At 68.7% G+C, this 24691-nt stretch carries 24 protein-coding genes; 19 read left to right on the forward strand and 5 right to left on the reverse strand.

Annotated features, from left to right (window positions below; genetic code table 11):
- Window positions 1–34: 34 nt before the first annotated feature.
- Window positions 35–472, forward strand: a complete 438-nt coding sequence (locus H4F99_RS06275) for a putative toxin-antitoxin system toxin component, PIN family (RefSeq protein WP_182668879.1) — start codon at window positions 35–37, stop codon at window positions 470–472.
- On the opposite strand, the gene H4F99_RS06280 is transcribed toward H4F99_RS06275, so the two are convergent.
- From H4F99_RS06280 to H4F99_RS06295, 4 genes are all read right to left on the reverse strand, one after another.
- Window positions 469–2694 (reverse strand): DUF5916 domain-containing protein, encoded by a 2226-nt coding sequence (locus tag H4F99_RS06280; protein WP_182668880.1) that lies wholly within the window; start codon window positions 2692–2694, stop codon window positions 469–471. The two genes, H4F99_RS06275 and H4F99_RS06280, sit on opposite strands and share 4 nt — an antisense overlap.
- A gap of 113 nt (window positions 2695–2807) precedes the next feature.
- Window positions 2808–3992: a DUF3734 domain-containing protein gene (locus H4F99_RS06285; RefSeq protein WP_182668881.1), complete on the reverse strand. Its 1185-nt coding sequence runs from the start codon at window positions 3990–3992 to the stop codon at window positions 2808–2810.
- A 7-nt stretch (window positions 3993–3999) separates the two neighbouring features.
- On the reverse strand, window positions 4000–4800 hold the full coding sequence (locus tag H4F99_RS06290; RefSeq protein ID WP_182668882.1) for a 3-hydroxybutyrate dehydrogenase: 801 nt from the start codon (window positions 4798–4800) through the stop codon (window positions 4000–4002).
- Between the two features lie 129 nt (window positions 4801–4929).
- Window positions 4930–5430: an SET domain-containing protein gene (locus tag H4F99_RS06295; protein WP_182668883.1), complete on the reverse strand. Its 501-nt coding sequence runs from the start codon at window positions 5428–5430 to the stop codon at window positions 4930–4932.
- 120 nt (window positions 5431–5550) lie between these two features.
- Between H4F99_RS06295 and H4F99_RS06300 the strand changes: the two genes are divergently transcribed.
- The 18 genes from H4F99_RS06300 (at window position 5551) to H4F99_RS06385 (ending at window position 24004) form a co-directional block, all read left to right on the forward strand.
- Window positions 5551–6108 carry a cytochrome C gene (locus H4F99_RS06300; protein ID WP_182668884.1) on the forward strand — a complete coding sequence of 186 codons (558 nt, stop codon included), beginning with the start codon at window positions 5551–5553 and terminating at the stop codon, window positions 6106–6108.
- Between the two features lie 93 nt (window positions 6109–6201).
- Window positions 6202–6660 carry an SUF system Fe-S cluster assembly regulator gene (locus H4F99_RS06305; protein WP_182668885.1) on the forward strand — a complete coding sequence of 153 codons (459 nt, stop codon included), beginning with the start codon at window positions 6202–6204 and terminating at the stop codon, window positions 6658–6660.
- Window positions 6661–6675: 15 nt separating this feature from the next.
- Window positions 6676–8160, forward strand: a complete 1485-nt coding sequence (sufB, locus tag H4F99_RS06310; protein ID WP_246371413.1) for a Fe-S cluster assembly protein SufB — start codon at window positions 6676–6678, stop codon at window positions 8158–8160.
- The gene (locus tag H4F99_RS06315; RefSeq protein ID WP_182668886.1) at window positions 8157–8648 is read left to right on the forward strand and encodes a lysozyme inhibitor LprI family protein; all 492 of its coding nucleotides are present in this window, start codon (window positions 8157–8159) and stop codon (window positions 8646–8648) included. Before sufB ends, H4F99_RS06315 begins: the two co-directional genes overlap by 4 nt.
- Window positions 8649–8697: 49 nt before the next feature.
- On the forward strand, window positions 8698–9462 hold the full coding sequence (gene sufC, locus H4F99_RS06320; protein ID WP_182668887.1) for a Fe-S cluster assembly ATPase SufC: 765 nt from the start codon (window positions 8698–8700) through the stop codon (window positions 9460–9462).
- 1 nt (window position 9463) lies between these two features.
- Window positions 9464–10756, forward strand: coding sequence for a Fe-S cluster assembly protein SufD (gene sufD / locus H4F99_RS06325; protein WP_182668888.1), 1293 nt, complete (start codon window positions 9464–9466; stop codon window positions 10754–10756).
- Window positions 10753–11997: a cysteine desulfurase gene (locus tag H4F99_RS06330; protein WP_182668889.1), complete on the forward strand. Its 1245-nt coding sequence runs from the start codon at window positions 10753–10755 to the stop codon at window positions 11995–11997. The genes sufD and H4F99_RS06330 overlap by 4 nt, the downstream gene beginning before the upstream one ends.
- A 7-nt stretch (window positions 11998–12004) precedes the next feature.
- Entirely contained in the window at window positions 12005–12526 is a 522-nt protein-coding gene (locus H4F99_RS06335; protein ID WP_182668890.1) for a GNAT family N-acetyltransferase, read from the forward strand.
- Between the two features lie 54 nt (window positions 12527–12580).
- Window positions 12581–12910 (forward strand): Rieske (2Fe-2S) protein, encoded by a 330-nt coding sequence (locus H4F99_RS06340; protein WP_182668891.1) that lies wholly within the window; start codon window positions 12581–12583, stop codon window positions 12908–12910.
- Between the two features lie 187 nt (window positions 12911–13097).
- On the forward strand, window positions 13098–15410 hold the full coding sequence (locus H4F99_RS06345) for a catecholate siderophore receptor Fiu (RefSeq protein WP_182668892.1): 2313 nt from the start codon (window positions 13098–13100) through the stop codon (window positions 15408–15410).
- A 67-nt stretch (window positions 15411–15477) separates the two neighbouring features.
- Window positions 15478–16170 (forward strand): Fe2+-dependent dioxygenase, encoded by a 693-nt coding sequence (locus H4F99_RS06350; protein ID WP_182668893.1) that lies wholly within the window; start codon window positions 15478–15480, stop codon window positions 16168–16170.
- Window positions 16171–16290: 120 nt separating this feature from the next.
- Entirely contained in the window at window positions 16291–16719 is a 429-nt protein-coding gene (locus H4F99_RS06355) for a hypothetical protein (protein WP_182668894.1), read from the forward strand.
- A gap of 110 nt (window positions 16720–16829) precedes the next feature.
- A complete protein-coding gene (locus H4F99_RS06360; protein WP_182668895.1) occupies window positions 16830–19175 on the forward strand; it encodes a TonB-dependent receptor domain-containing protein in 2346 nt (781 codons plus the stop codon).
- A gap of 99 nt (window positions 19176–19274) precedes the next feature.
- Window positions 19275–19916 carry a PepSY-associated TM helix domain-containing protein gene (locus tag H4F99_RS06365; RefSeq protein ID WP_182668896.1) on the forward strand — a complete coding sequence of 214 codons (642 nt, stop codon included), beginning with the start codon at window positions 19275–19277 and terminating at the stop codon, window positions 19914–19916.
- 23 nt (window positions 19917–19939) lie between these two features.
- A complete protein-coding gene (locus H4F99_RS06370; protein WP_182668897.1) occupies window positions 19940–20455 on the forward strand; it encodes a DUF2271 domain-containing protein in 516 nt (171 codons plus the stop codon).
- 49 nt (window positions 20456–20504) lie between these two features.
- Window positions 20505–21314 (forward strand): DUF4198 domain-containing protein, encoded by an 810-nt coding sequence (locus H4F99_RS06375; RefSeq protein ID WP_182668898.1) that lies wholly within the window; start codon window positions 20505–20507, stop codon window positions 21312–21314.
- A gap of 120 nt (window positions 21315–21434) precedes the next feature.
- A complete protein-coding gene (locus tag H4F99_RS06380) occupies window positions 21435–22364 on the forward strand; it encodes an FAD:protein FMN transferase (protein ID WP_343064167.1) in 930 nt (309 codons plus the stop codon).
- On the forward strand, window positions 22361–24004 hold the full coding sequence (locus H4F99_RS06385; protein ID WP_182668900.1) for a sulfite reductase subunit alpha: 1644 nt from the start codon (window positions 22361–22363) through the stop codon (window positions 24002–24004). Before H4F99_RS06380 ends, H4F99_RS06385 begins: the two co-directional genes overlap by 4 nt.
- Here the strand turns inward: H4F99_RS06385 and H4F99_RS06390 are convergent.
- Window positions 23998–24654 (reverse strand): HutD/Ves family protein, encoded by a 657-nt coding sequence (locus H4F99_RS06390; RefSeq protein ID WP_182669106.1) that lies wholly within the window; start codon window positions 24652–24654, stop codon window positions 23998–24000. The genes H4F99_RS06385 and H4F99_RS06390 overlap by 7 nt on opposite strands.
- Window positions 24655–24691 lie beyond the last annotated feature (37 nt).

Below are 24691 nucleotides of genomic sequence, written 5' to 3' on the forward strand. Positions count from 1 at the left end.
TCGCGCGGGCGTGGCGGCTGCTAGCCTTGTCGCCATGCCCGACACGCCACCCCGCATCGTCCTCGACACCAACGCATGGCTGGACCTGCTTGTTTTCGCGGATCCCCGCATCGGCACGCTGGCGATTGCGCTGCGGCAGGGGGGCGTGGTCGCGGTCACGGATAGCGCCTGCCGCGAGGAGTGGCGCCGCGTTCTGGACTATCCCGTGCTGGCGCTGCCCACCGTGCGCCAGCACGCCCTGATGGATGCGTACGACGTCCACGCGGTCCTGGTCGAGGCAAGCGCGTCGCCGGACGGCATGCTGCCACGCTGCAGTGACCCCGACGACCAGAAATTCCTGGAACTTGCCCATGCCAGCGGCGCGCGCTGGCTGCTGAGCCGCGACAAGGCCTTGCTGAAGCTCAACCGCCGGACCCGCCGCGACGGATTGTTCGAGATCCTCGTGCCCGAGGCCTGGGCGCCGCCGGGCTAGATCTCGAAGCGGTAGGACAGCTTGACCAGCAGCTGCTCGTCGTCGCGCAGCCGGAAACTGTCCTCCACCAGGTCGAACGGTGCCTCGGAGAAGGGCTGGCCTTCGTACCCTCCTCGTCCGTACACGATGTACAGGTAGGACAGCGGCGCCAGCTCATAGCGATAGCGGACCTGGAAGCCCAGCGTGCGCACGCTGAAGTCATCCACCGGATCGCTGCTGGCCACCGCCTGGCCGTTGGCGGCGACCCGGTAGGCCTGGCGCAGGTCCGCGTCGAGGCCGATCGCCTGCAGCTTCACCCGCAGCTCCTGGCGCTCGTCCACCAGCCACTCCAGGCCCGCGGACAGGCCGGCGCTGCGCTGTTCGAAGCTTCCGATCAGGTTGTCCCTTTGCCACACCAGCCAGTCCGGACGCTGCAGGTATTCGATGCCAACGCTGGCGCTCAGGGCATCGCTGAAGAAGTAGGTCGGCTCGAACTCCGCGGCAACGCCGACGGCATCGTTGCCCTCCAGGCCGCCACTGAAGGCTTCCGCCGACATCTCCCATGCCCAGTTGCCCTGGCGGGGCCGATCGTACTCGTAGTACGCATTGAAGTTGCCCGGCACGGCCAATGCGCCGTTGCCGCGGGTCAGGCGATCCTCGAACCCGCCGCCATTGATGTTCACCTGCGCATACTCGAAGCTGCCGTCGCGCAGGCGACCCTCGCGGCTGAGCCGGAACTGGCGCTGCAGGCGCAGGCCGTGGTCGTTGTCGGTCCCGCTGATCCGCGCGCGCCAGTCAGTGGACTGGAAGCGTGAGCCGGCCGGCTGGTCCGCGAACCGCCGCTGGACCTGCCAGTGCGCGTAGTTCAGGTCGTTCCGCGACAGGTAGCCGAAATCGTTGAGCTGCAGCGCGTCGCCGAAATGCATCGCCAGCCACTGCTGCCGCCACGCATCGTCCATCTCGAAGTTCACGAAGACGGTCGCGCCGGAGTCGCGGCTCTCCTCGCCGGCCATGTCGATGTCACTGCCGATGAGTCGCGATTCGACACTGACCCGCTCCGTCGGACGCCAGTTGTGGTCGACGCCGAGCACGGTCGCCTCCCGGTCCAGGAACGGCCGTTCCACCCGCGTCAGCATCGCGCCCAGGTTCTGGTTGTCGAAGTCGCGCACCAGCCGCAGCGCGCCGAAGGTACGGCCGGCATCTCCGGACTCGTCGGCCAGGAACACGCCGTACTTCGCCGCCCCGAAGCTGCCGTTGAGCTTCACCGCGGCGTCGATGTCGCCGGCCCCGTCGCCATCGTCCGCGGGACCGCCGACGCGGCGGGTGTAGAGCAGCTGGCTGTAGTCCGAAGGCGTGGTGAAGCCGAAGATGCCCTGGTTCTCGGTGAAGAACGGACGCTTGTCGCTGACGAAGGTCTCGGTCGCGCTGAAATTGATCACGAGGTCGTCGCTTTCCACCTGGCCGAAGTCCGGGTTCAGCGTGGCGGTGAGCTGGAACTGCCCGTTCGGCTTCCAGAACAGGTCGACGCCACCTTCCAGGTCGCTCGCGTTGCCGACCAGGTCATGCAGGCCGGACACATAGGGCGTGATGGCCAGCAGTGACTGGCTATAGACCGGGATGTCGATCGGCGCGAAATCGGACAGGTAGCGCGGGCGCTCGAAGCTCGCCCCCGGCCAGGCGACGCGCTCACCGGTGGAACCGACCACCCGGTCCAGCTGCAAGGTGATCCGGCGCGTGCCGTCGCTGCCGCTGCGCATCGGCGCGATATACCAGGGGATCAGCATCTCGACCGTCCAGGCATCGCCCTCCTCATGCACCGCATGGGACCAGCGACCATCCCAGTCGTCGTTGAACTCACGCTCGTTGGTGATCACCGCGTCGGCGACGCCGCCCGTGGAGGCCACGGTGAAGTTGTAGCCGGTCCGCCCGTCGCCATCGAAGTCCACCATCAGGTTCACGCGGTCGACCTGCTCGCTGAAGTCGCGCTGCACCTTCTGCCGGGTCCACTCCACGTCGCGGGGCTGGACGTTGCGGAAGGCCACCGCCAGCCCCTCCGGGGTGGCCATCACCCAGGCTTCCGTCGGCAGCGTTGCGGGTGCCTGCGTCAGCGGCTGGGTCTGGACGAAGGCCTGGACATGCCGGGCTTCGCGCCACTCGTCGGCGCCCACCCGCCCGTCGATCTCGACGGCGCCAGTGGGGCCGGCCCAGAGGGCTGACAGGAGCAGCAGGGAACGCAGGCGCATGGCAGGGATCGCGACGGGTCGAGGGCGCGCAGGATAGCCCAGGCCTCCGGGGCACCCGAGGGGCACAAGTCATGGCAACCCTTTGCCACCCGCGCGCATCGGTGCAGTCGACCCTACGCCCCGGCGCCCTCGCCGGTGTCTTCCACGGCAGACGCATCGTGGGTCACGAAGGTGTCCTCGCCGGTGGGCAGCCGCAGCCAGTCGGGGTGCGCGAGTGCCCGGTTCACGTCGACCAGGCCCGACCGCCAGTGCTCGCGCAGGGCGACGCGACCGAACTGGTAGTCCTTGAAGTGCCCGATGCGGGCGCGCTCGCGGTAGATCAGATGGATCACCGAGATGCGGTTGCCGCAGGCCAGGTCAGCGGCATGGCGCGCCCAGGGATTTGACTCGCGCTCACCTGCCGGGAGCGCCTCGAGCAGTTCGCGCAGCAGCCGCCGGTAGTGCTGGTCGATCCGCTGCATGGTCGTGACCATGCGCGTGCGGCTCGAGTACTGGATTTCCTTCTGCCGCTCCGCCACGTCGAGCAGGTTCTTCGGCAGGTCGCCCCGCGCGCTCCACAGGTCGACCTGGAACACCAGCGTGTCGTCTCGCCGCGCGTTGGAGAGGACGTGCGACAGCGGCGTGTTCGACACCAGCCCGCCGTCCCAGTAGAACTGGCCGTCGATCTCCACGGCGGGAAACGCCGGCGGCAGTGCGCCGGACGCGAGGATGTGCCGTGCGTCCAGGCGCATCCGGGTGTTGTCGAAGTACTCGAGGTTGCCGGTGGCGACGTTGACCGCCCCCACCGACACGCGGATGCCGCCGTCGTTGAGCCGGTCGAAGTCGACCAGGCGCTCAAGGGTGCCGATCATCGGCGCGGTGTCGTACCAGCTCGCGGTCGCCGGGCCACCAGGCTCGAACGGGTTGCTCCCCGGCAGGCCCGTGAACCAGGCACGCGGATGGTAGAACCCGCGCTGGCCCTCGACCAGGGCGCGCCAGGCCTCCCAGCTGTCCAGCCACGCGCGGGCGTCCTCGCCCATTCCATCCAGGCGCGCTTCCTGCCCCAGCGTCGTCGCCGGCAGGACATGGGGCTGCGAGATCGTCTCCCAGAAGGTCCGCAAGGCCTCGACGCGTCGCGCGGGCGGGTTGCCAGCGATGATCGCCGTATTGAAAGCGCCGATCGAGATGCCCGCCAGCCAGCCCGGGGCCACGCCGGCCTCGTGCAGGCCCTGGAAGACACCGCCCTGGTAGGCGCCCAACGCGCCGCCGCCCTGCAGGACGAGGGCGATGCGGTCGGGCAGCACCAGTCCGGGCGGCATCGTCCGGCTACTGCATGTGCCAGCCGTGGCTGACGATGAGGCTTTGCCCGGTCAACGCCGCACTGGGGAACTCGCACAGGAAACGCACGGTCTGCGCCACGTCCTCGACCGTCGTGAAGATGCCATCCACGGTCTGCCCCAGCATGACGTTGCGGATCACCTCCTCCTCGCTGATGCCCAGCTCCTTCGACTGCTCCGGGATCTGCTTGTCGACCAGCGGCGTACGCACGAAGCCGGGACACACCACGTGGCTGCGCACGCCGCGATCGCCGCCTTCCTTCGCCAGCGTGCGCGACAGGCCGAGCAGGCCATGCTTGGCCGTCACGTACGCGGACTTGAGCTTGGACGCCTGGTGCGAATGCACCGAGCCCATGTAGATCACCGTGCCACCGCGCGCCTTGCCGTCGTCGCCGGCCGCGTACATGTGCGGCAGCACCGCACGGGTGGTCAGGAAGGCGCCATCGAGGTGGATGGCCAGCATCTTCTTCCAGTCGGAGAAGGCGTACTGCTCGATCGGATTCACGATCTGGATGCCGGCATTCGAGACGAGGATGTCGATCGCGCCCAGCGCTTCCACCGCGCGGGCCACGCCGTCATTGACGGCGGCCTCGTCGGTGACGTCCATCGCGACGGCAAAGGCACGCCCGCCGCTCCCTTCGATGCTCGCTGCCACCTCGCGCGCGCCCTCGAGGTTGAGGTCCGCGATCACCACCGCCGCCCCTGCGCGCGCCAGCTCGTGTGCGATCTCCTTGCCGATGCCGCTCGCCGCGCCGGTGACCAGCGCGACCTTGCCTTCAATCGATGCCATGCGTGACTCCTCGGATCCCGTGCCCCGCCCGTGGGGTAGGCGGATGGCGAGCGCGCCGCCGTTGCGACGACCCGGGCAGTATCACGCGGGTCCCGTGACGGGACCATTGACCCTTCGTACGCGGGCCCCCTACTTCTTCTTTTTCTTGCCGGCTTTCTTCTTGTCCTTTTTCGGCTGCAGCATCGTGCCGGTGCACTTCTTCGCGCCGCAGCGGCAGGCCCAGACCGCCTTCAGTGCCTTCGTGTGCTTCTCGGCCAGGGTGATCCCGTAGTTGTAGGACAGCTCCTCGCCGGGCTCGATGTCGCGGATCGCCTCGATGAACACCCGGTCTTTCGTCGGGTCCCCGCCCTCGTCCTCGTGCAGCAAGGCCTCGCAGTTCGGCTTGCAGCTGTGGTTGATCCAGCGCGCGATGTTGCCCCGCTCGTTCGCGTCAATCACGTAGGTGTCGTTGAGCGTGAACAGGAAGGTATGGCCGGAATCGACGTCGCCGGTGTCGCCGGCATCGACCTCGGCGTGGGTCTTCAGGGTTCCCTTGTACTGGACGACACGCTCGCCCTTGCGGATGGCCTGGGTGGCGAACACGCCGTTTCCGTGGATCTCGGACTGGCGCGCGACGATCTTGCTGGGCATGTGGGTTCCCGGGTTGGCTTCGGCCCATTCTGACCCGTAAACGATGACATCGGGAAACCGCATGGCCGACCGGGGCACGCGGGGACGTTGTCCGGAAACCCCTCAACCGAGATCAGCACCATGCACGCCAGCCGGGGCATCGCCCTATTCGCCAGCGCCGTCTTCATCGCTGCCTGCCAACCCGCCCCGACGCCGGACGTGGCCACCGCGCCACCCGACGCGCATCCTGTGCCTGCCGCTGCCGCGCCGGAGGACATCATCGCCCGCGGCGAATACCTCGTCCGCATCGCCGGCTGCAACGACTGCCATACCGCCGGCTATGCCGAGGCCGGCGGCGAGGTCGACACCGCGCGCTGGCTGACCGGTTCCCCCTTGGGCTACCGCGGACCGTGGGGCACCACCTACGCGACCAACCTGCGCCTGCGCATCGACGGCATGGAGGAAGCCGAATGGCTGGCCTACACCGCCAGCCTGCGGACCCGCCCGATCATGCCGGACTTCATCCTCCGGACCATGCACGAGGAGGACCGGGTGGCGATCTTCCGTTTCGTGAAGTCCCTGGGTCCGGCCGGCGAGCCCGCTCCGGCCTTCATCCCGCCGGGCGTGGACGCGCCGCGCCCCTATTTCGAACTGGTCCTGCCCGACGGCCCGCCGCCGGCTGCCGCCGGCGCACCCTGAACGGGACACCCGCGGGCTGAACGTCCGCCCCGGGACGGCTTGGAGCGGCCGGCCCAAATCCGTACAATTCCGGTACGGATTGGATGAACCCCCATGCTCCGCGTCACCAAGCTCACCGACTACGCGACGGTCGTCCTGACCGTCCTCGCCAGCCGACCCGGCGACGTGCTCAGCGCGTCGGAGCTGGCCGAGCGTGCCGGCCTGGAAGCGCCGACCGTGGCAAAGGTCCTCAAGCCGCTGGCCCAGGGCGGCCTGGTCGAAGGCTTCCGCGGTGCCAACGGCGGCTACCGGCTGGCCCGCGACGCCGACGCGATCGGCCTGATCGAGATCGTGGAAGCCATGGAAGGGCCCCTCGGCATGACCGAGTGCAGCCTGCACGGCGGCGCCTGCACCATCGAGGACCAGTGCGGCGTACGCGCCAACTGGCGGCACATCAACGACGTGGTGGTCGCGGCCCTGCGCAGCGTCACCCTCGCGCAGATGCTGGCCCCGCCGGCACCGGCGGCCCCACCCGACCCGAGGCGCATCGACCTGCGCCTCGCCAACGCATAGACAGTAGGCAGCCCCATGGCCACCGACATCTCCGAAGCCCCCGTGGCGGACGACACCCTGCCCGAAGCCAACCGCGACATCCACGCGCGGCTGGGCCGCAGCTACGACGCCGGCTTCGTCACCGACATCGAGTCCGACAGCCTCCCGCCCGGGCTGGACGAAGACACCATCCGCGCGCTTTCGGCCAGGAAGAACGAGCCGGAATGGATGACCGAGTGGCGACTCGAGGCCTACCGGCACTGGCTGACCATGCCGATGCCGGACTGGGCCAAGCTGCAGATCGCGGCGATCGATTTCCAGGCGCTGAGCTACTACAGCGCGCCGAAGGGCCCGAAGTACAAGTCCCTGGACGAGGTCCCGCAGGAACTGCTGGACACCTACGAGAAGCTGGGCGTGCCGCTGCACGAGCGCGCCAAACTGGCCGGCGTCGCGGTGGACGCGGTGTTCGACTCGGTCTCGGTCGGCACGACCTACCGCAAGGAGCTCGCCGAGAAGGGCGTGATCTTCTGCTCGATGTCCGAGGCGATCGCCGAGCACCCGGACCTCGTGCGGCGCTACCTCGGCTCGGTGGTGCCGACAGGCGACAACTTCTTCGCCGCGCTCAATTCGGCGGTGTTCTCCGACGGCAGCTTCGTGTTCATCCCCAAGGGCGTGCGCTGCCCGATGGAGCTGAGCACCTACTTCCGCATCAATGCCGGCCACACCGGCCAGTTCGAGCGCACCCTGATCGTCTGCGAGGACAAGGCCTACGTCTCCTACCTCGAAGGCTGCACGGCGCCGATGCGCGACGAGAACCAGCTGCACGCGGCCGTCGTGGAGCTGGTCGCGCTCGAGGAGGCCGAGATCAAGTACTCGACCGTGCAGAACTGGTACCCGGGCGACGAACAGGGCCGCGGCGGCATCTACAACTTCGTGACCAAGCGCGCGGAATGCCGCGGTGCGCGCAGCAAAGTGACCTGGACCCAGGTCGAGACCGGCTCGGCGATCACCTGGAAGTACCCGTCCTGCGTGTTGCTCGGCGACGACTCGGTGGGCGAGTTCCATTCGGTCGCCCTGACCCACCATCGCCAGCAGGCGGATACCGGCACCAAGATGATCCACGTCGGTGCGCGCACGAAGAGCAAGATCGTCAGCAAGGGCATCAGTGCCGGCCGTGGACAGAACACGTATCGCGGCCTGGTCAAGGTGGGTCCGAAGGCAGAGGGCGCGCGCAACCACACCCAGTGCGACAGCCTGCTGATCGGCAAGAAGTGCGGCGCGCATACCTTCCCTTACATCGAGGTCAAGCATCCGACGGCCACCGTCGAGCACGAGGCCACCACCTCGAAGATCAGCGAGGACCAGCTGTTCTACTGCCGCAGCCGCGGCATCGGCGAGGAAGACGCGGTGTCGATGATCGTCGACGGATTCTGCAAGAGCGTCTTCCGCGAACTGCCGATGGAGTTCGCGGTCGAGGCCAAGAAACTGCTCGACGTCTCACTCGAAGGGTCGGTTGGATGACCCGCGTCGGGCTCCCATTGCTGCTTGCGCTCGCCTGCACGCCCACGCATGCGACGCCGGGCGACGACACACTCCGGGGCTGGATCGAGCAGTGCGACCCCCACGGTGGCCAGCAGGCCATCAACGCGTGTGCGATCGTCGAGAACGCGAGGGCCGACGACAGGCTGGAGGCGGTCCTCGACGAGATCGACCGCACCTATGCCGGGAACGGCACGCCCGAGGCAACCCGCGGATTGCGCGACGCGCAGTCCTCCTGGAGCGCGCAGGTGGAGCGCGACGTCGAAGCCCTTTACCCGGTTCCCGAAGGCGAGCATCCGAGCGTCCAGTGGGGGTCTGCCTGGGTGATGAGCTTCGAGCAGACGCGCACGATGCTGGTACGCCAGCGCATCGCCTTCCTGTGCGAAGCCTGGCTGCCCGACCGTGTCCGTCCCGACCCCGCTGCACCCTCGTCCTGCAATGGCCCTGCCGCCGCCCCGGCGGCCCACTGACCGCAGGCGGCCCGCCTCCCTCCGCGCCACCACCACCCAAGATACGAACATGCTGAAGATCAACAACCTCCACGCCAGCGTTGGCGGCCGAGAAATCCTCAAGGGCCTCACGCTCGACCTGCAGCCGGGCCAGGTGCACGCCATCATGGGTCCGAACGGCGCCGGTAAATCGACGCTGGGCAACATCCTCGCCGGGCGCGAGGGTTACGAGGTCACCGAGGGTTCGGTGGAGTTCGAAGGACGCGACCTGCTGGCGCTGGAACCCGAGGAGCGGGCGGCCGCCGGCGTGTTCCTGGCCTTCCAGTACCCGGTCGAGATCCCGGGCGTGAACAACACCTACTTCCTCCGCACCGCGCTCAACGCCCAGCGCAAGGCACGCGGCGAGGAGGAGCTCGATTCGATGCAGTTCCTCAAGCGCGTCCGCGAGAAGCTCGCGGTGCTGCACCTGAAGGACGAACTGCTGCACCGCGGCGTCAACGAAGGCTTCTCCGGCGGCGAGAAGAAGCGCAACGAGATCTTCCAGCTGGCCCTGCTGGAGCCGAAGCTGGCGATCCTGGACGAAACCGACTCCGGGCTCGACATCGACGCGCTCAAGACGGTCGCGGAGGGCGTCAATGCGTTGCGCGCCGCGGATCGCGCCTTCCTCGTCATCACCCATTACCAGCGCCTGCTCGACTACATCAAGCCGGACGTGGTGCATGTGCTGGCCGACGGCCGCATCGTCGAGAGCGGTGGGCCGGAGCTGGCCGTCGAACTCGAACAGCATGGATATGCATGGCTGAAGGACCGCGTTGTCCCGGGGGCACCGGCCTGACATGACCGCGCTGCTCGACTCTTTCCGCGAGGCCTTCGACGCCCTTCCCGACCGCGACGCGGCCGGCCTGGGCGAAAGCCGCCGCACAGCGCTTGAGGCCGCGCTCGGCGATGGCCTGCCGCATGCGCGCGTCGAAGCGTGGAAGTACACGTCCTTGCGCGCGCTCGAACGCCGCAGCTTCGTCGCCTCGACGCCCGTGCCCGACCTCGACCCCGCGATCGTGGCCGGCATCCCCGCGCCTCGCCTGGTCTTCGTCAACGGACGACTCGCACCGGCGCTCGGCGCGCCGGAGGATCTGCCCGAAGGCGTGTCGCTTCAGCCGCTCTCCGGCGTCCTGTCGGACGGCGAGGCCCGCGACGCGAACTTCCTTGCCCGCCGCTTCGATCGCCTGGACGAGCCGTTCGCGCGCATCAATGCCGCGCTCGCCGTCGAAGGTGCCGTTCTGCGGGTGGCGGCCGGCGTGCAGGTGCAGGCACCTGTACACCTGGTGTTCGTCGGGGCGCCTGCGGATGCCGACGCCGCCTGGCACCTGCGCCACCTCGTCGAACTGGGCAGGGACGCGTCCCTTGGTGTCGTCGAGCATCACGTCTCGACGGGGCGTCACCGCCATCTGTCCAACCACCTGCTGCATGCCCATCTCGGCCCGGGTACACGGCTGCTGCATGCCCGCGTACAGGACGAGAGCGAAGGCGCGACGCTCATGCACCGTACCGACGCCGCGCTGGCCAGCGATGCCCACTACCGGCGCGTCGACCTTGAACTCGGCGCCGCCCTGTCACGCCACGAGTTGAACATCGCGCTGCACGGCGACCGCAGCCGGGCCGACGCCAACGGGGTGCTGCTGGCCAGCGGGAAACGCCACCTGGAGACGCGACTGGGCCTCGACCACGTGGGCCGCGACACCGCCTGCCACCTGACATGGCGCGGACTGGCCGCCGGACGCTCGCGCGCAGCGTTCCATGGCGGGATCCTGATCCGCGAAGGGGCCGACGGGACCGAGGCCGTGCTCTCGAACAAGAACCTGCTGCTGGACGAGCGCGCGGAGATCGACAGCCAGCCGGTACTGGAAATCCATGCCGACGAAGTGCAGGCCGCGCACGGCGCCACTGTCGGCCAGATCGACCAGACCGCGCTGTTCTACCTGCGCAGCCGCGGCATTCCCGCCGAACAGGCGCGCGCCCTGCTGACTGCCGCGTTCTGCCGCGAAACGCTCTCGCCCATCGACGATCCCGACCTGCGGGACATGCTCGCGGCCCGGCTCGACGCCGCACTTGCCCGCCTGGAGGCCGAATGAACCTGCCGGTCGACCCCAGCATGCCTGCCGTCGACTGGGCCCGGGTCCGCGCCGATTTCCCGGTGCTGGAACGCGAGGTCCACGGCAAGCCGCTGGTTTACCTGGACTCGGCCAACACCGGGCAGAAGCCTGTGGCGGTCATCGAGGCGGTGGACGACTTCTACCGCCGCCACAACGCCAACGTCAGCCGTGCGGTGCACGCCCTCGGGACCGAAGCCACCGAAGCCTACGAAGGCGCGCGCGGCAAGCTGGCGCGCTTCCTCAACGTGCATGCCGACGAGCTGGTGCTGTGCAGCGGCACGACCTTCGCCATCAACCTGGTGGCCTATTCGTGGGCGCTGCCGCGGCTGAAGGCCGGTGACGCGATCGTGGTGACGCGGATGGAACACCACGCCAACATCGTGCCCTGGCAACTGGTCGCACAGCGCACCGGCGCCACGCTCAAGGTCGCCGAACTGGACGCGAACGGTGACCTCGACCTCGACGGCCTCCGCGCCCTGATGACGCCCGAGGTGAAGCTGCTTGCGCTGGCCCACGTGTCCAACGTGCTCGGCACGGTCAACCCGGTCCGGGAGATCTGCCGCGAGGCACGCAAGCGCGGCATTGCCACGGTGGTCGACGGCTCGCAGGCCGCACCGCACCGCCCGCTGGATATCGCCGCCATCGGCTGCGACTTCTACGCGATCACCGGTCACAAGATGAGCGGCCCCACCGGGACCGGGGCCCTGTGGGCGCGGCGCGAACACCTGGAGGCGATGCCGCCCTTCATCGGCGGCGGCGAGATGATCAAGGAAGTCCGTTTCGACGGCACCGTGTTCAACGACCCGCCGCACAAATTCGAGGCAGGCACGCCCAACATCGCCGGCTTCGTCGGCCTGGGCGCCGCCGTGGACTACCTGTCCACGCTCGGGATGGAGGCCATCGAGACGCGCGAACAGGCCCTGCTCGCACACGCGACCGAGGCGATGTCGGCGGTAGAAGGCCTGCACATCTTCGGCCGCCCCCGCGAAAAGGCCGCGGTGGTGAGCTTCCTGGTCGAAGGCGCACATGCCCACGACCTCGCCACCCTGCTCGACCTCGAAGGCGTCGCGATCCGCTCCGGCCACCACTGCGCCCACCCGTTGATGCAGCACTTCGGCGTGCCCGCGACCTGCCGGGCCTCCTTCGCGTACTACAACACGCACGAGGAGATCGACGCCTTCGTCGCCGCGATCCACAAAGTGCGCCGCCTGCTGGCCTGATACGCCGATGACGCTCACGTTCCGGCACGCGACCGAGGCCGACATCCCGGTCCTGGTCACCCTCGTCACGTCCGCGTATCGCGGCGACGCCAGCCGCGCCGGCTGGACCACCGAGGCCGATCTCCTCGACGGCAGCCGCATCGACCCGGAGGTGCTGCGCCACGACATCCTGCGACCGCGAAGCGTGGTGCTGGTCGCCGAGCGGCAGGGCGCGATGGTGGCCTGCGCGCACGTCGCCGAAACCGACGGCGCCGGTTACTTCGGCATGTTCTCGGTCGCCCCCACCCTTCAGGGTGCGGGCATCGGCGATGCCGTGCTGGGCGAAGCCGAGCGCATCGCGCACGAGGTCCTCGGCCTGCCCATGATGCGGATGACGGTAATCGACATCCGCGACACGCTCATCGCCTGGTACGAGCGCCGCGGCTACCGGCGGACCGGGATCCACAAACCTTTCCCGTATGGCGACGTGCGCTTCGGTATCCCGAAGCGCGACGACCTCCGGTTCGAGGTCCTGGAAAAGCCGCTCTGAGCGGGCGGCTTGGTACCATGGCCGCCGACCCCACGCGTGCCGCCAGGTGACCCGATGAGCGACCTCAGCGACTGGACCTTCGTCTGCGCCACGGCCGAGCTGCTGCCCGGCGAATCGCGGGTGGTCTGGGCGGACGACACGCCCATCCTGGTGGTCAACTACGACGGCGATTTCTACGCGCTCGAGGACAAGTGCTCGCACGAGGACTTCGAGCTGTCCGCCGGGCCTTTCGATGGCGAAGAAGCCACCATCGAATGCGTGCTCCACGGATCGAAATTCGACGTGCGCGACGGGCGGTGCCTGAATCCGCCTGCGTACGAACCGGTCCGCACGTTCCCCACCCGGGTCGAACACGGCGGCATCTGGACCCGCGACGACCGCTGAAAACCGCGCCTGTCCCCCGCGGTGACGTGGCCGCACCCATATTCGATATTGCGAATCATTCTTGATTGCGTTCTAATGCGCAGCCGATCCGGCCGCCTGGCACCCGCCGTGCCCGCATCCCCCGGACGCGTCCGACCTCCCGTCACCCGGCCCCCTTGCCGGGCTTTCGCATGTCAATGGAACCGCCATGTCGCACATCAAGAGTCGCAAGCATCCCCGCCCCTCCACCGCGCGATCGCTGGGCACCGCCTCGCTGCTGACCGGCCTGGCCCTCGCCACGCCGTTGGCCGCGCACGCCACCGGTGAAGTGAGCGCGGACTCCGACACCAAGACCCTCGACCACGTCGAGGTGGTGGGCCAGCGCGTGAAGCGCTACGGCGCCGACGAGGTGTCCTCGCCGAAGTTCACCCAGCCCCTGCTCGACACCACGCAGACCATCCAGGTGATCGGCAGCGACCTGTTCAACGAGCAGGGCGCCACCAGCCTGACCGAAGCGCTGCGCAACAGCCCCGGCGTGGGCACGTTCTACGTCGGCGAGAACGGCAACACCACCACCGGCGACGCGATCTACATGCGCGGCTTCGACAGCTCGGGCAGCATCTTCGTGGATGGCGTGCGCGACCTCGGCTCGATCACGCGCGACGTGTTCAACATCGAACAGATCGAAGTCGAGAAAGGGCCCGCCGGCACCGATACCGGCCGCAGCTCGCCGACCGGCGCGATCAACCTGGTCACCAAGCGCGCGCGCCTTGCCGACGCCACCTCCGCTTCGCTCTCCTTCGGCACCGACGACCAGCTCCGCGCGACCGCCGACTGGAACCAGACCTTCGGCACCGGCAATGCGTTCCGCATCAACCTGATGGCACAGGACAGCGGCGTGCCGGGCCGCGACGTGGTGGAGCGCAACCGCTGGGGCATCGCGACGTCGTTCGGGTTCGGCCTTGATGGCGACACCCGCATCCACCTCGACCTGTCGCATGTCGAGCAGAACAACCTGCCCGATGGCGGCGTGCCGACCATCGGCCTGCCCGGCTACAGCTCGCCCGATCCGACCCGGCCGGAGATCGGCCAGGCACCGACGGTCGACCCGGAGAACTTCTACGGCACGCTGAAGGATTACGATGATGTCACCGCGGACATGCTCACGCTGAACATCGAGCACCGTTTCAGCGACGAGACCGTCCTGCGCAACACCACCCGCTGGGGCCGGTCGCACCAGGACTACATGCTCACGGCCTTCATGGGGGGCAGCGGCAACATCGACACGCCCGACCTCGCCGATCCGGGCAGCTGGACCCTCACGCGTAACCTGCCGACGTTCAAGGACCAGCGCTACAGCATCGCCACCAACCAGACCAGCCTGACCACCCGGCTGGGCAGCGGCGACGTGGTCCACGACCTGAGCACGGGCCTTGAGATCACCCGCGAGGAACTGGACAGCGCCGGCGTCGGGGTACGGGGCGGCAGCGCGTGGCCGGTCGCCAACCTCTACCGGCCCGACGCGGACGTAAGCGGACTGGACTGGGGCTCGACCGGTGCCGGTGCCGATGGCCGCACCGACACCATCGCCGTGTACCTGTTCGACACCATGAAGGTCGGCGATCGCTGGCAGTTCAATGGCGGCCTCCGCCTGGACCGCTACGACAGCGCGTTCTCGAACACCGCCCCGTGCGGCGGTCGCGGCGGCCCGGCCTGCGGCAGCGCACCCGCGGGAACGGTGCTGCCGAATGTCGATGCGGACAGCTCCGACACCCTCTTCAACTGGAAGGTCGGCGCGCTGTTCAAGCCCACGCCGGCATCGAGCCTGTATGCGAACTATGCGATCTCGCAGCAGCCGCCCGGCGGCGCATCGCTCGAACTGAGCGGTTCGGCCAACAATGCCAACAACCCGATCTTCGACCCGCAGGAGGCCAGCACCGCCGAGATCGGGGCCAAGTGGAGCTTCTCCGAGGACGCCCTGCTGCTGAGCGCCGCGCTGTACGACACCACGATCGAGAACGAGATCGTGCAGGACCCGGTCGACCAGCAGTACTACCAGAACGGCGAGAAGCGCGTGCGCGGCATCGAGATCTCGGCCGTCGGCCAGATCACCGAGGCATGGTCGGTCTCGGCCGGTTTCACCACCATGGATACCGAAGTGGTCGAGGGCCCGCCGGTGGCGGTCGACGGCTCCGATGAGCTCACCTACACCCCGGACAAGGCCTTCACCGCCTGGTCCACCTACCAGTTCCCGTTCGGCCTGACGGTCGGTGGCGGCGCCCGCTACTCGGGCCAGCTGGAAAGGGGTCGCGACGGTGCGGTCGGCACGCCCGCCTACACCGAGGACTACTGGGTATTCGACGCGGTCGCGAGCTATGCCTTCGGCCCCAACTGGGATGTGCGCCTGAACGTGTACAACGTGTTCGACGAAGAGTACGTGGCCGCGATCAACAAGAGCGGCTACCGTTACACCCCCGGGCAGCCGCGCTCGGCCCTGGTGACCCTCAACTACCGCTTCTGAAACATTGATGCGGTGAAGCGGCGCCTCCCCTGGCCGGGGGAGGCGTCGCCGTATCCGGAGACACGCCATGCTGATGCACATCCCCGACGTCCTCACCGGCGAAGAGCTGGCTGGCATGCGCCAGGCACTGGCCGGCGCGGACTGGGTGGACGGGCGTGCAACGGTGGGCGCGCAGGGCGCCGAAGTGAAGCGCAACCTGCAATTGGCCGATGATGGTGAGCTGCGCCAGCGGCTGGGCCAGCAGGTACTGGCTGCGCTGGCCCGCAATCCGCTCTACTTCGCCGCAGCCCTCCCCGCGCGTACGCTGCCACCCCGCTTCAACTGCTACCGGGGCGGAGGCCAGTACGGATTCCATGTGGACGGTGCGGTAATGCAGCTCGCGACGCCGCCGGGGCAACCCCAGGCGCACCTGCGCAGCGACGTCTCCTGCACGCTGTTCCTCAACGACCCCGACGACTACGACGGCGGCGAACTGGTCATCCACGACACCTACGGCGAGCACGAGGTGAAACTGCCGGCCGGCGACCTCATCGTGTATCCGTCGAGCAGCCTGCATCGGGTCGAGCCGGTCACGCGCGGTGAACGATGGGCGTCCTTCTTCTGGGTGCAAAGTCTCGTCCGCGACGACGGCCAGCGCCGCCTGTTGTTCGAAATGGATACGGCGATCCAGTCGTTGACCGCGGCGAACGCGCACCGGGCCGATCTGCTCCGGCTCACGGGCGTCTACCACAACCTGTTGCGTCGCTGGTCGGAGCCCTGACGTCCCGGACAGGGCGTTTCGCCAGCATCCGCACGCCGCATTGATTGCAATAGACAATCATTCTCATTAGCATGTTCAGGTTCGCCGGCGCGCCCGCGCTGGTGGCTAACGGACACCGACGTGCCTTTCGCCTCCCTCCCGACCTTCGTTGACCGGCGAGCCCGGCGTCACCTGTTGATCCAGGTGGTGCTGGCTTTCGCCATCGGGATGGCATGGCAGGCCGTCGAAGGTGGCGGCGCGCCCGGTACGACGCAGCACATCGAGGCCCACGCAGCGGTCTGGGCGACAGGCGCCGGTGACGAGGCGCCGCCGCGTGCTCCGGAGGCGCCGGATCCGGTCAAGAAATCCCGACGGCACCTGGTGTCGCTCGTGGACGTGCCGCTACCGCCACCGACGGGCTACGTCCTTGTCGATGACGGGAGCTCCGCAAGCACGCGCGACAACGTCGGGGATCTCCCCATGGAGGGCGACGCGTATCGCGCACCCTCTCCGGCTGCCGAAGTCCGCTTCTTGCCATTGCGCGGACAGCCGCCTCCGGCCAGGGCCTGACCGCCGCGCCCTTCCGGGGCGCCTTGCATGACTTCCCGACCCCCTCCGCCTGCCCGGCCCACGTGCAGCCGGCGCGAGCGCGTGCCTGACTTCCACCACGAGACTCTTCCATGTACCCGATCCTGAAGCGGCCCGTCCGCCGCTCCCTGCTGTCCGTCGCTCTGTGCAGCGCCCTCCTGGCACCCCTGCCGGCGCTCTCCGCCGACGCGGTGGACCTCGACACGGTCGTCGTCACCGCCGCGGGCTTCGAACAGAAGCTCACCGAGGCCCCCGCGAGCATCTCCATCGTGACCCGCGAGGAGCTCGAGAAGCGCCCCTACATGACGCTTATCGATGCGGTGCGCGAACTCGAGGGCGTGGACGTCGGCGAGACCTCGGACAAGACCGGGCAGCGGACGATCAGCATGCGCGGCATGGGGTCCGACTACACGCTGGTGCTGATCGATGGCCGCCGGCAGAACAACCACGGCGACATCTATCCCAACAACTTCGGCGGCAACCAGTTCAACCACATCCCTCCGCTGGACATGATCGAGCGCATCGAAGTGATCCGCGGTCCCGCCTCCACGCTGTACGGGGCCGACGCGCTCGGCGGCGTGATCAACATCATCACCCGCAAGGTGGCGAACCGCTGGATGGGATCGGCGACGGCAACGCATACCTACCAGGAGAACGAGGCGTTCGGCTCGGACAGCACCTTCGACTTCGCCCTGATGGGCCCATTGGCCTCCGACACCCTGGGCCTGGGCGTGCGCGGGGCCTGGTACCGTCGCGATGCCTCGGAGCCCGAGTACGAGACCGTACTCGACCCGGCGGGACAGCCGCACGAGCGCACGCTGGGCTTTGGCGGTGGCGGCAAGACCGTGGACAACACCAACAAGACGGCGGGCGTGACCCTGTCGTGGCGCCCGACCGACGACCAGAGCCTGACCTTCGACTACGACGTCTCGGAACAGGTGTACGACAACCGCCCCTACACCAACAACCTCGGCAGCACGTCTTACCCGCTGGGAACGGTCGACAGCATCGACACCATCTGGCAGGCACGTGGCGGCGTGGTCGGTCCGCGCGTGGGCTACCGGGACGAACAGACCTACACGCGCGACCAATGGGCACTGACCCACCTCGGCACCTGGGACTGGGGCCGCAGCACCGTCTCGCTCAGCTGGATCGAGACCGGCAACGAGGGCCGCACCCTGCCGTTCTCGGTGGCCGAGCGCCTGGAGCTGCAGGCGATGTACGACGGGACCGGCGCCTACGCCGGCATGAGCGAGGACGAACGTCGCGCGCTGGCGGAATCGACCTTCCTGCCCCGCCCGGAGCGCACGATGACCAGCAGCCAGTACACCCTGGACGCCAAGGTGGACATCCCGGTCGAGGGCTGGGGCGGCTATCACCACTTCGTGCTCGGCGGCCAGGCGATCGACGGCGAGCTGGAGGACGGCATCTTCGGCATGGAAAGCGGCGGCTACGGCAACGGCACCGTGCAGGAGCAGCGCATGTGGTCGCTGTTCGTCGAGGACAACTGGAATCCGGTCGACCCGTTGACGATCACGCTGGGCCTGCGCCACGACGACCACAACCTGTTCGGTGGCCACCTGAGCCCTCGCGCGTACGCGGTCTACGACATGGCCGCGGGCTGGACCCTGAAGGGCGGCGTGAGCACCGGCTACAAGACCCCCAAGACCACCGATCTGTACGACGGCATCACCGGTTTCGGCGGACAGGGCACCATCCCCTGGGCCGGCAACCCCGACCTGGAGCCGGAAACCAGCGTCAACAGCGAGGTCGCGCTGTACTGGACGTCAGAGAGTGGCGCGCACAACTTCAACGCGACGGCATTCCAGAACGACTTCGAAGACAAGATCGAGCGCGCCGAAGCCACCCAGAGCTGCACGGTGACCGGCGGCGTCCGCCCCTGCGTCAACCTGGGCGACTACTTCGCGGTGATCGGCGTCGGCAACGTCAACCAGTTCGTCAACGTCGACAAGGCACGCATCCGCGGCCTGGAGCTGGCCGGCCGCTGGGGCATCATCGAGCCGCTGTCGCTGCGCGCCAACTACACCTACACCGACAGCGAGCGCCTGAGCGGCGCGGACATCGGCAAGCCGCTGACCGATGTGGCCCGCCACATGGCGAACGCGACGCTGGACTGGCGGGTCACCGACCGCTTCGGGATGCAGCTGATCGGCGAACTTCGGCACCGCCGCTATGACAGCAGCAACGACCGTTACTACAAGGACTACGACGTCCTGCACCTGGCGGCGCAGTACCGGTTCACCGACGACATCGCCCTCGCCGCCCGGATCAACAACCTGCTGGACGAGGACTTCACCAGCTACGAGACGACGTTCACCGAGGATGGCCTGGGCGGCTACACGCTCACCTACCTGGACGACTACAACAACAAGGACAAGGCCCGGAACCTCTGGGTGAGCCTCCACGTCGGCTTCTGAACGCATCACGGCCCGGTCGTCACGGCCGGGCCAATTGCGACTCATTCTCACTTCTGATGTAATGGCGGGATCACCCACGCCCCGCCCGGAGCGTCGCCCTTGACCCCTACCCGCACCGCCGGACCGGCGGCCGCACAGCAACGCCGCGGTTACTGGCTGCGCACCCTGCACCAGTGGCACTGGATCAGTGCGGCCTTCAGCCTCGTGGTCCTGTTGCTGTTCACGGTGACCGGGATCACCCTGAACCATGCCGCGCAGATCGAAGCGGAGCCCCGCGTCTCCAACCACGCCGCAACGCTGCCCGACAGCGTGCTGGCGACGCTGGAGGGCGAATTCGATGACGACGCGCCCCTGCCCGGGACGGTACGCCGCTGGCTGCAGGAGGAACTGGACGTGCGCGTCGACGCGCGCGCCGCCGAATGGTCGGACGGCGAAGCCTATGTGTCGCTCCCGCGCCCGGGTGGAGACGCATGGCTGGCGATCGACCGCGGCACCGGCGACGTCGAGTACGAGTTGACCACGCGCGGCACCATCGCCTGGCTCAACGACCTGCACAAGGGCCGCAACACCGGCGCCGTGTGGCGCTGGTTCATCGACATCTTCGCCATCGCCTGCCTGCTGTTCGCGTTGACCGGGCTGTGGCTGCTGTACCTGCATTCACGCCAGCGCGACGCGACCTGGCCGCTGGTGGCCGCCGGCCTGGCCGTGCCGGCAATCGTCGTCATCCTCTTCATGCACTGAAACCACCCCTTCCAGGAGCCCCCATGAAGCTCGTCCCGCTGTGCCTCACCTTCGCCCTGCTGTCGCCCTTCGCGGCGACGGCCGCGGACATGGACATCACCGTCGAGGTCCCGCGCCTGAACGTCGCCGAGTACCACCGCCCCTACGTGGCGATCTGGATCGAGCGCCCCGACAACAGCGTCGCCGCCAACCTGTCGGTCTGGTACGACGTCGACATGAAGGACAACGAAGGCACCAAGTGGCTGAAGGACATGCGCCAGTGGTGGCGCCGCACCGGACGCACGCTGAGCATGCCGGTCGATGGCGTCAGCGGTGCGACGCGTCCGGTGGGCCAGCACCAGCTGAACTTCAAGGGTGCCGACGCACCGCTGGCCGGCCTGGCACCGGGCCAGTACACGCTGCAGGTCGAGGCCTCGCGCGAGGTCGGCGGCCGCGAGGTCGTCAGCATTCCCTTCACCTGGCCGGCGACGGCCGCTTCGCAGAAGCAGGCCCAGGGCAACAGTGAGCTCGGCGTCGTCAAGCTGGCGCTGAAGCCCTGACCCTTTCCTTTCTCCACCATCCTGCCCCGGCACTCCAGAGGAGCCCGAGATGAACTTCCGTACCGTTGCACTGGCCGTCGCCCTGACCCTCGGCGCCACGAGCCCCGCCTTCGCCCACAAGACCTGGCTGCAGCCGTCGCAGACCGTGTTCTCCGAGACCGGCGCGTGGATGACCGTCGATGCCGCGGTCTCCAACGACCTGTTCTACTTCAACCACGTGCCGCTGCCGCTCGAACGCGTGCAGGTCACCGCACCGGACGGCAGCACCGTCGCGCCGCAGAACGGCGCCACCGGCAAGCTGCGCACCGTGTTCGACCTCGAGCTCCTGCAGGAAGGCACCTACAAGATCGCGATGAGCAACCACGGCATGTTCGCCAGCTACAAGCAGGGCGGTGAGAACAAGCGATGGCGCGGCAGCCCGGACGAGTTCAAGGCCGCCATCCCGGCCGACGCGACGGACGTGAACGCGAACGAGAGCCTCAGCCGCATCGAGACCTTCGTGACCGTCGGCGCGCCGGACACCGCCGTGTTCAAGACCAGCGGTCGCGGCCTGGAAATGGTGCCGGTGACCCATCCGAACGACCTGTATGCGGGTGAAGAGGCGACTTTCCGGTTCCTGATCGATGGCCAGCCAGCGGCCGGGCTCGACGTCGAGATCGTGCCGGGCGCCACCCGCTACCGCGACCACCAGGACGAGATCAAGCTGAAGACCGGTGCCGACGGCGCGATCACCGTGACCTGGCCGGCTGCCGGCATGTACTGGCTTGAAACCAGCCAAAGCGACGACAAGACGTCGTTGCCCGAGGCCGGCCAGCGCCGGACCGGCTACGTCGCCACCTTCGAAGTGCTGCCGCTTTAAGCGGTCCGGGGAAGCCTGCCGATGCGTCCGGGCGTCCGTGTCCTCGCACTGCTGGTGCTGCTGGCGAGTCTGCTGCCGCCCGCCGCGGCCGAAGGCCTGCAGCACCTGTCGGGGAAGACCATGGGCACGACCTGGCAGGCCACCGTGGTCGCGGACGCCGCCGATGCCGATCGCCTGCGCGACGGTATCCAGGCGGCGCTTGACGAGGTCGTCGACGAGATGAGCACCTGGGAGGCCGATTCGGACATCAGCCGCTTCAACCGTGCGCCGCCGGGGACGGTCCAGGTCATGCCCGCAGGCTTCTTCGAGGTGCTCCAGGCCGCGACCGCCCTGTCGGCGGACACCGGCGGGGCCTACGACGCCACGGTCGGTCCGCTGGTCAATCTGTGGGGCTTCGGCCCCGACGGCGCACGCGATGCCCCGCCGTCCGAGGCGGAGATCGAGCAGGTGCGCCTCCGGACTGGTTGGCAAAAGCTCGTACTGGACGCTCCGTCCCACAGCGCCACGCAACCCGGTGGACTCCATGTCGACCTGTCCTCGATCGCGAAGGGGCATGGCGTCGACCGCGCAGCGGCCACGCTCGAGCGCGCGGGCATCCGTGCCTATCTGCTGGAGGTCGGCGGCGAACTGCGTGGACGCGGACGCAAACCTGACGGTGCGCAATGGCGGGTGGCGATCGAGCACCCGGCCCCTTCCGATGGTGCCGATGCCCCGCGAATGTCGGACATCGTCATCGCGCTCGATGACCTTGCCGTGGCGACGTCAGGCGACTATCGCCACTTCTTCGAGTCCGGTGGGCGGCGTTACTCGCATACGCTCGACCCGCGGACCGGTCGACCGGTCACCCACGACCTCGCCTCGGTCACGGTGCTGCACGAGGCGGCCATGCAGGCCGACGGATGGGCCACGGCACTGACCGTGCTCGGGCCTGAAGCCGGATGGCGTCATGCGCTCCGCAACGACCTGGCGGCGCTCTTCGTCAGCCATGACGGCAGCACGTTCTCCACCCGGATGACCCCGGCGTTCATGCGCCATCTCGCCGCGCCATGAACGCCCCTCGCGTACCGGGCCGCTTCGACCCCGGCGTGCTCGGCAATGTCCTGGTCATCGCCGCGCTCGTGGCGCTCGCCATTGCACTGCTGGGCTGGCAGGTCGACCCGGTCGAATGGCGTGAACCGGGCCGCGCGCGCTGGGGGTCCGCACTCGCCGTGGTGGGCCTGTGGGTGGGCTTCACCGGCCTCGTCCGGGTCGCACGCCGACACGGCCGTCCCGCCACCCGCGACACCCTCGAAAGCGGCCCGGTCGACTGGCGGATCCTGCATGCGAGCCAGACCGGATTCGCGGAGGAGATCGCGGGGCTCACCGCTGACGCGCTACGTGCCGCCGGGCAGCGGGTCGTCGTGCAGGGCATCGGCACGACGACGGTCGACACCCTGGCCGAGACGCCGCACGCCCTGTTCGTGGTCAGCACCACCGGCGAAGGCGACCCGCCCGACCCCGCGCTGCGCTTCGTGCGGGAGGCGATGCAGGCACCGGCAGCGCTGGGGCGCACGCGCTATGGCCTGCTCGCCCTGGGCGACCGCGAGTACGACGCCTACTGCGCCTTCGGGCACCGCCTTGATGCCTGGTTGCGCCATAGCCACGCCCAGCCCCTGTTCGATCCGATCGAAGTGGACAACGGCGAACCCGGCGCGCTGCGCCTGTGGCAGCAGCACCTGGGGCAACTGGTCGGCCATACCGGCGAAGCGGACTGGAGCCGCCCGCGGTACCAGGCATGGCGGCTCCGGGCACGCCATCACGTGAATCCGGGCAGTCCGGGCGCACCGGTCTTCGACCTGGCCCTGACGCCCGAGGACCCCGCCCACCTCGACTGGACGGCCGGCGACATCGCCGAGATCGGGCCATGCCACGCCTCCGATTCGGTCGAAGACTGGCTGGAGCGCCTGGGCGCGGATGGCGACGCAGCGGTGGAGGTCGAGGACGGCCGGCAGCCGCTGCGGGACGTCCTTGCGCGAAGCCAGCCACCCGCTTTCGATGCACTGGGCGTGCACTCCACGGCGCAGGCCCTCGCCGACGGACTGCAGCCGCTGCCGCACCGTGAGTACTCCATCGCCTCCACCCCGGCCGAGGGGGAGCTGCGCCTCCTTGTCAGGCAGATGCGGGGCGAGGACGGCCGGCTGGGCAGTGGCAGCGGCTGGTTGACCGCGCACGCCCCGCCGGGGGCGCGCATCGACCTGCGCATCCGTCGCAATGCCGGCTTCCATCCCCCGGCGGATGAGCGACCGCTGGTCCTGATCGGCAACGGCACTGGCCTGGCCGGACTGCGTGCACTGCTCCGGGCACGGATCGAGCAGCGCCGACCCCGGAACTGGCTGCTGTTTGGCGAGCGCACCCATGCGCACGACCGCTTTTTCGAAGCCGACCTCGCAGCCTGGCTGGAGGCGGGCCAGTTGAGCCGCCTGGACAGGGTGTTCTCCCGCGATGCCGGTCCCCTTCGTTACGTGCAGGACCTGGTGCGCGACCAGGCCTCCAGGCTCGACGAATGGGTCCAGGCCGGAGCCGCGATCCACGTGTGCGGCAGCCTCCAGGGCATGGCACCCGGTGTCGACGCGGCCCTTCGCGACATCCTGGGCGACATCACGGTGGACACGATGATCGAAGCGGGGCGCTACCGCCGGGATGTCTACTGATCGTCCGTCATGCCGCGCGACAGCGGGGCGAGCTTCGCAAGCACGACCGCTCCGCCGCCCTCCAACAGGCAACGTTCCCGCGCGTCGGTGGCGCTGAGCAGCACGCTGTCCCCCATTTCCAGAAGGGGCGTCCGCTCGTCCCGGTCCAGGCGCGCCTGCCCGGCCACCAGGTGCACGAGCCAGGTCTCACCCGGTGCCGCGAATACCAGCATCGGCCCGACCAGGGGGCGGAACCACGACTGGACGGCGACCGCATCACGCCGCCACATCAGGTTGAGCACCTCGACACGCCCGTCCACGCGCTCGCCATGAAGCCGCGTCTCGCCGTCGAAACGGGCGCTCCCATGCGGCGGCAGGACTTCTCGCAGGCTCCCATCCGCGCCGCGCAGACGCACGCCCGCGCCGGAGAGCAGGGTGAGCTCACGGTCCACCCCGTGGAACGTCGAGAAATCCGCATCGGCGTCGATCTCACCGATCGACAGGCGCCAGTCCCAGCCATCGACGATCTGCGCGGAAGGCGCATCCGGCGGCAGGCACCCTCGCGCCACCTCGCGTGTCCACCCGAGGCCGTTCTTCCAGCGCGTCCGGACGCAGTCCTGCGCGCGCAGCACGCGCCATGCCGGGCCCGGAACCGGTATCTGCTCCACCATCCGGACAGTGTAGTCGGTGCATCCCCGGGACGACGCC

It is taken from the genome of Marilutibacter penaei (assembly GCF_014145395.1).
GTDB lineage: Bacteria > Pseudomonadota > Gammaproteobacteria > Xanthomonadales > Xanthomonadaceae > Marilutibacter > Marilutibacter penaei.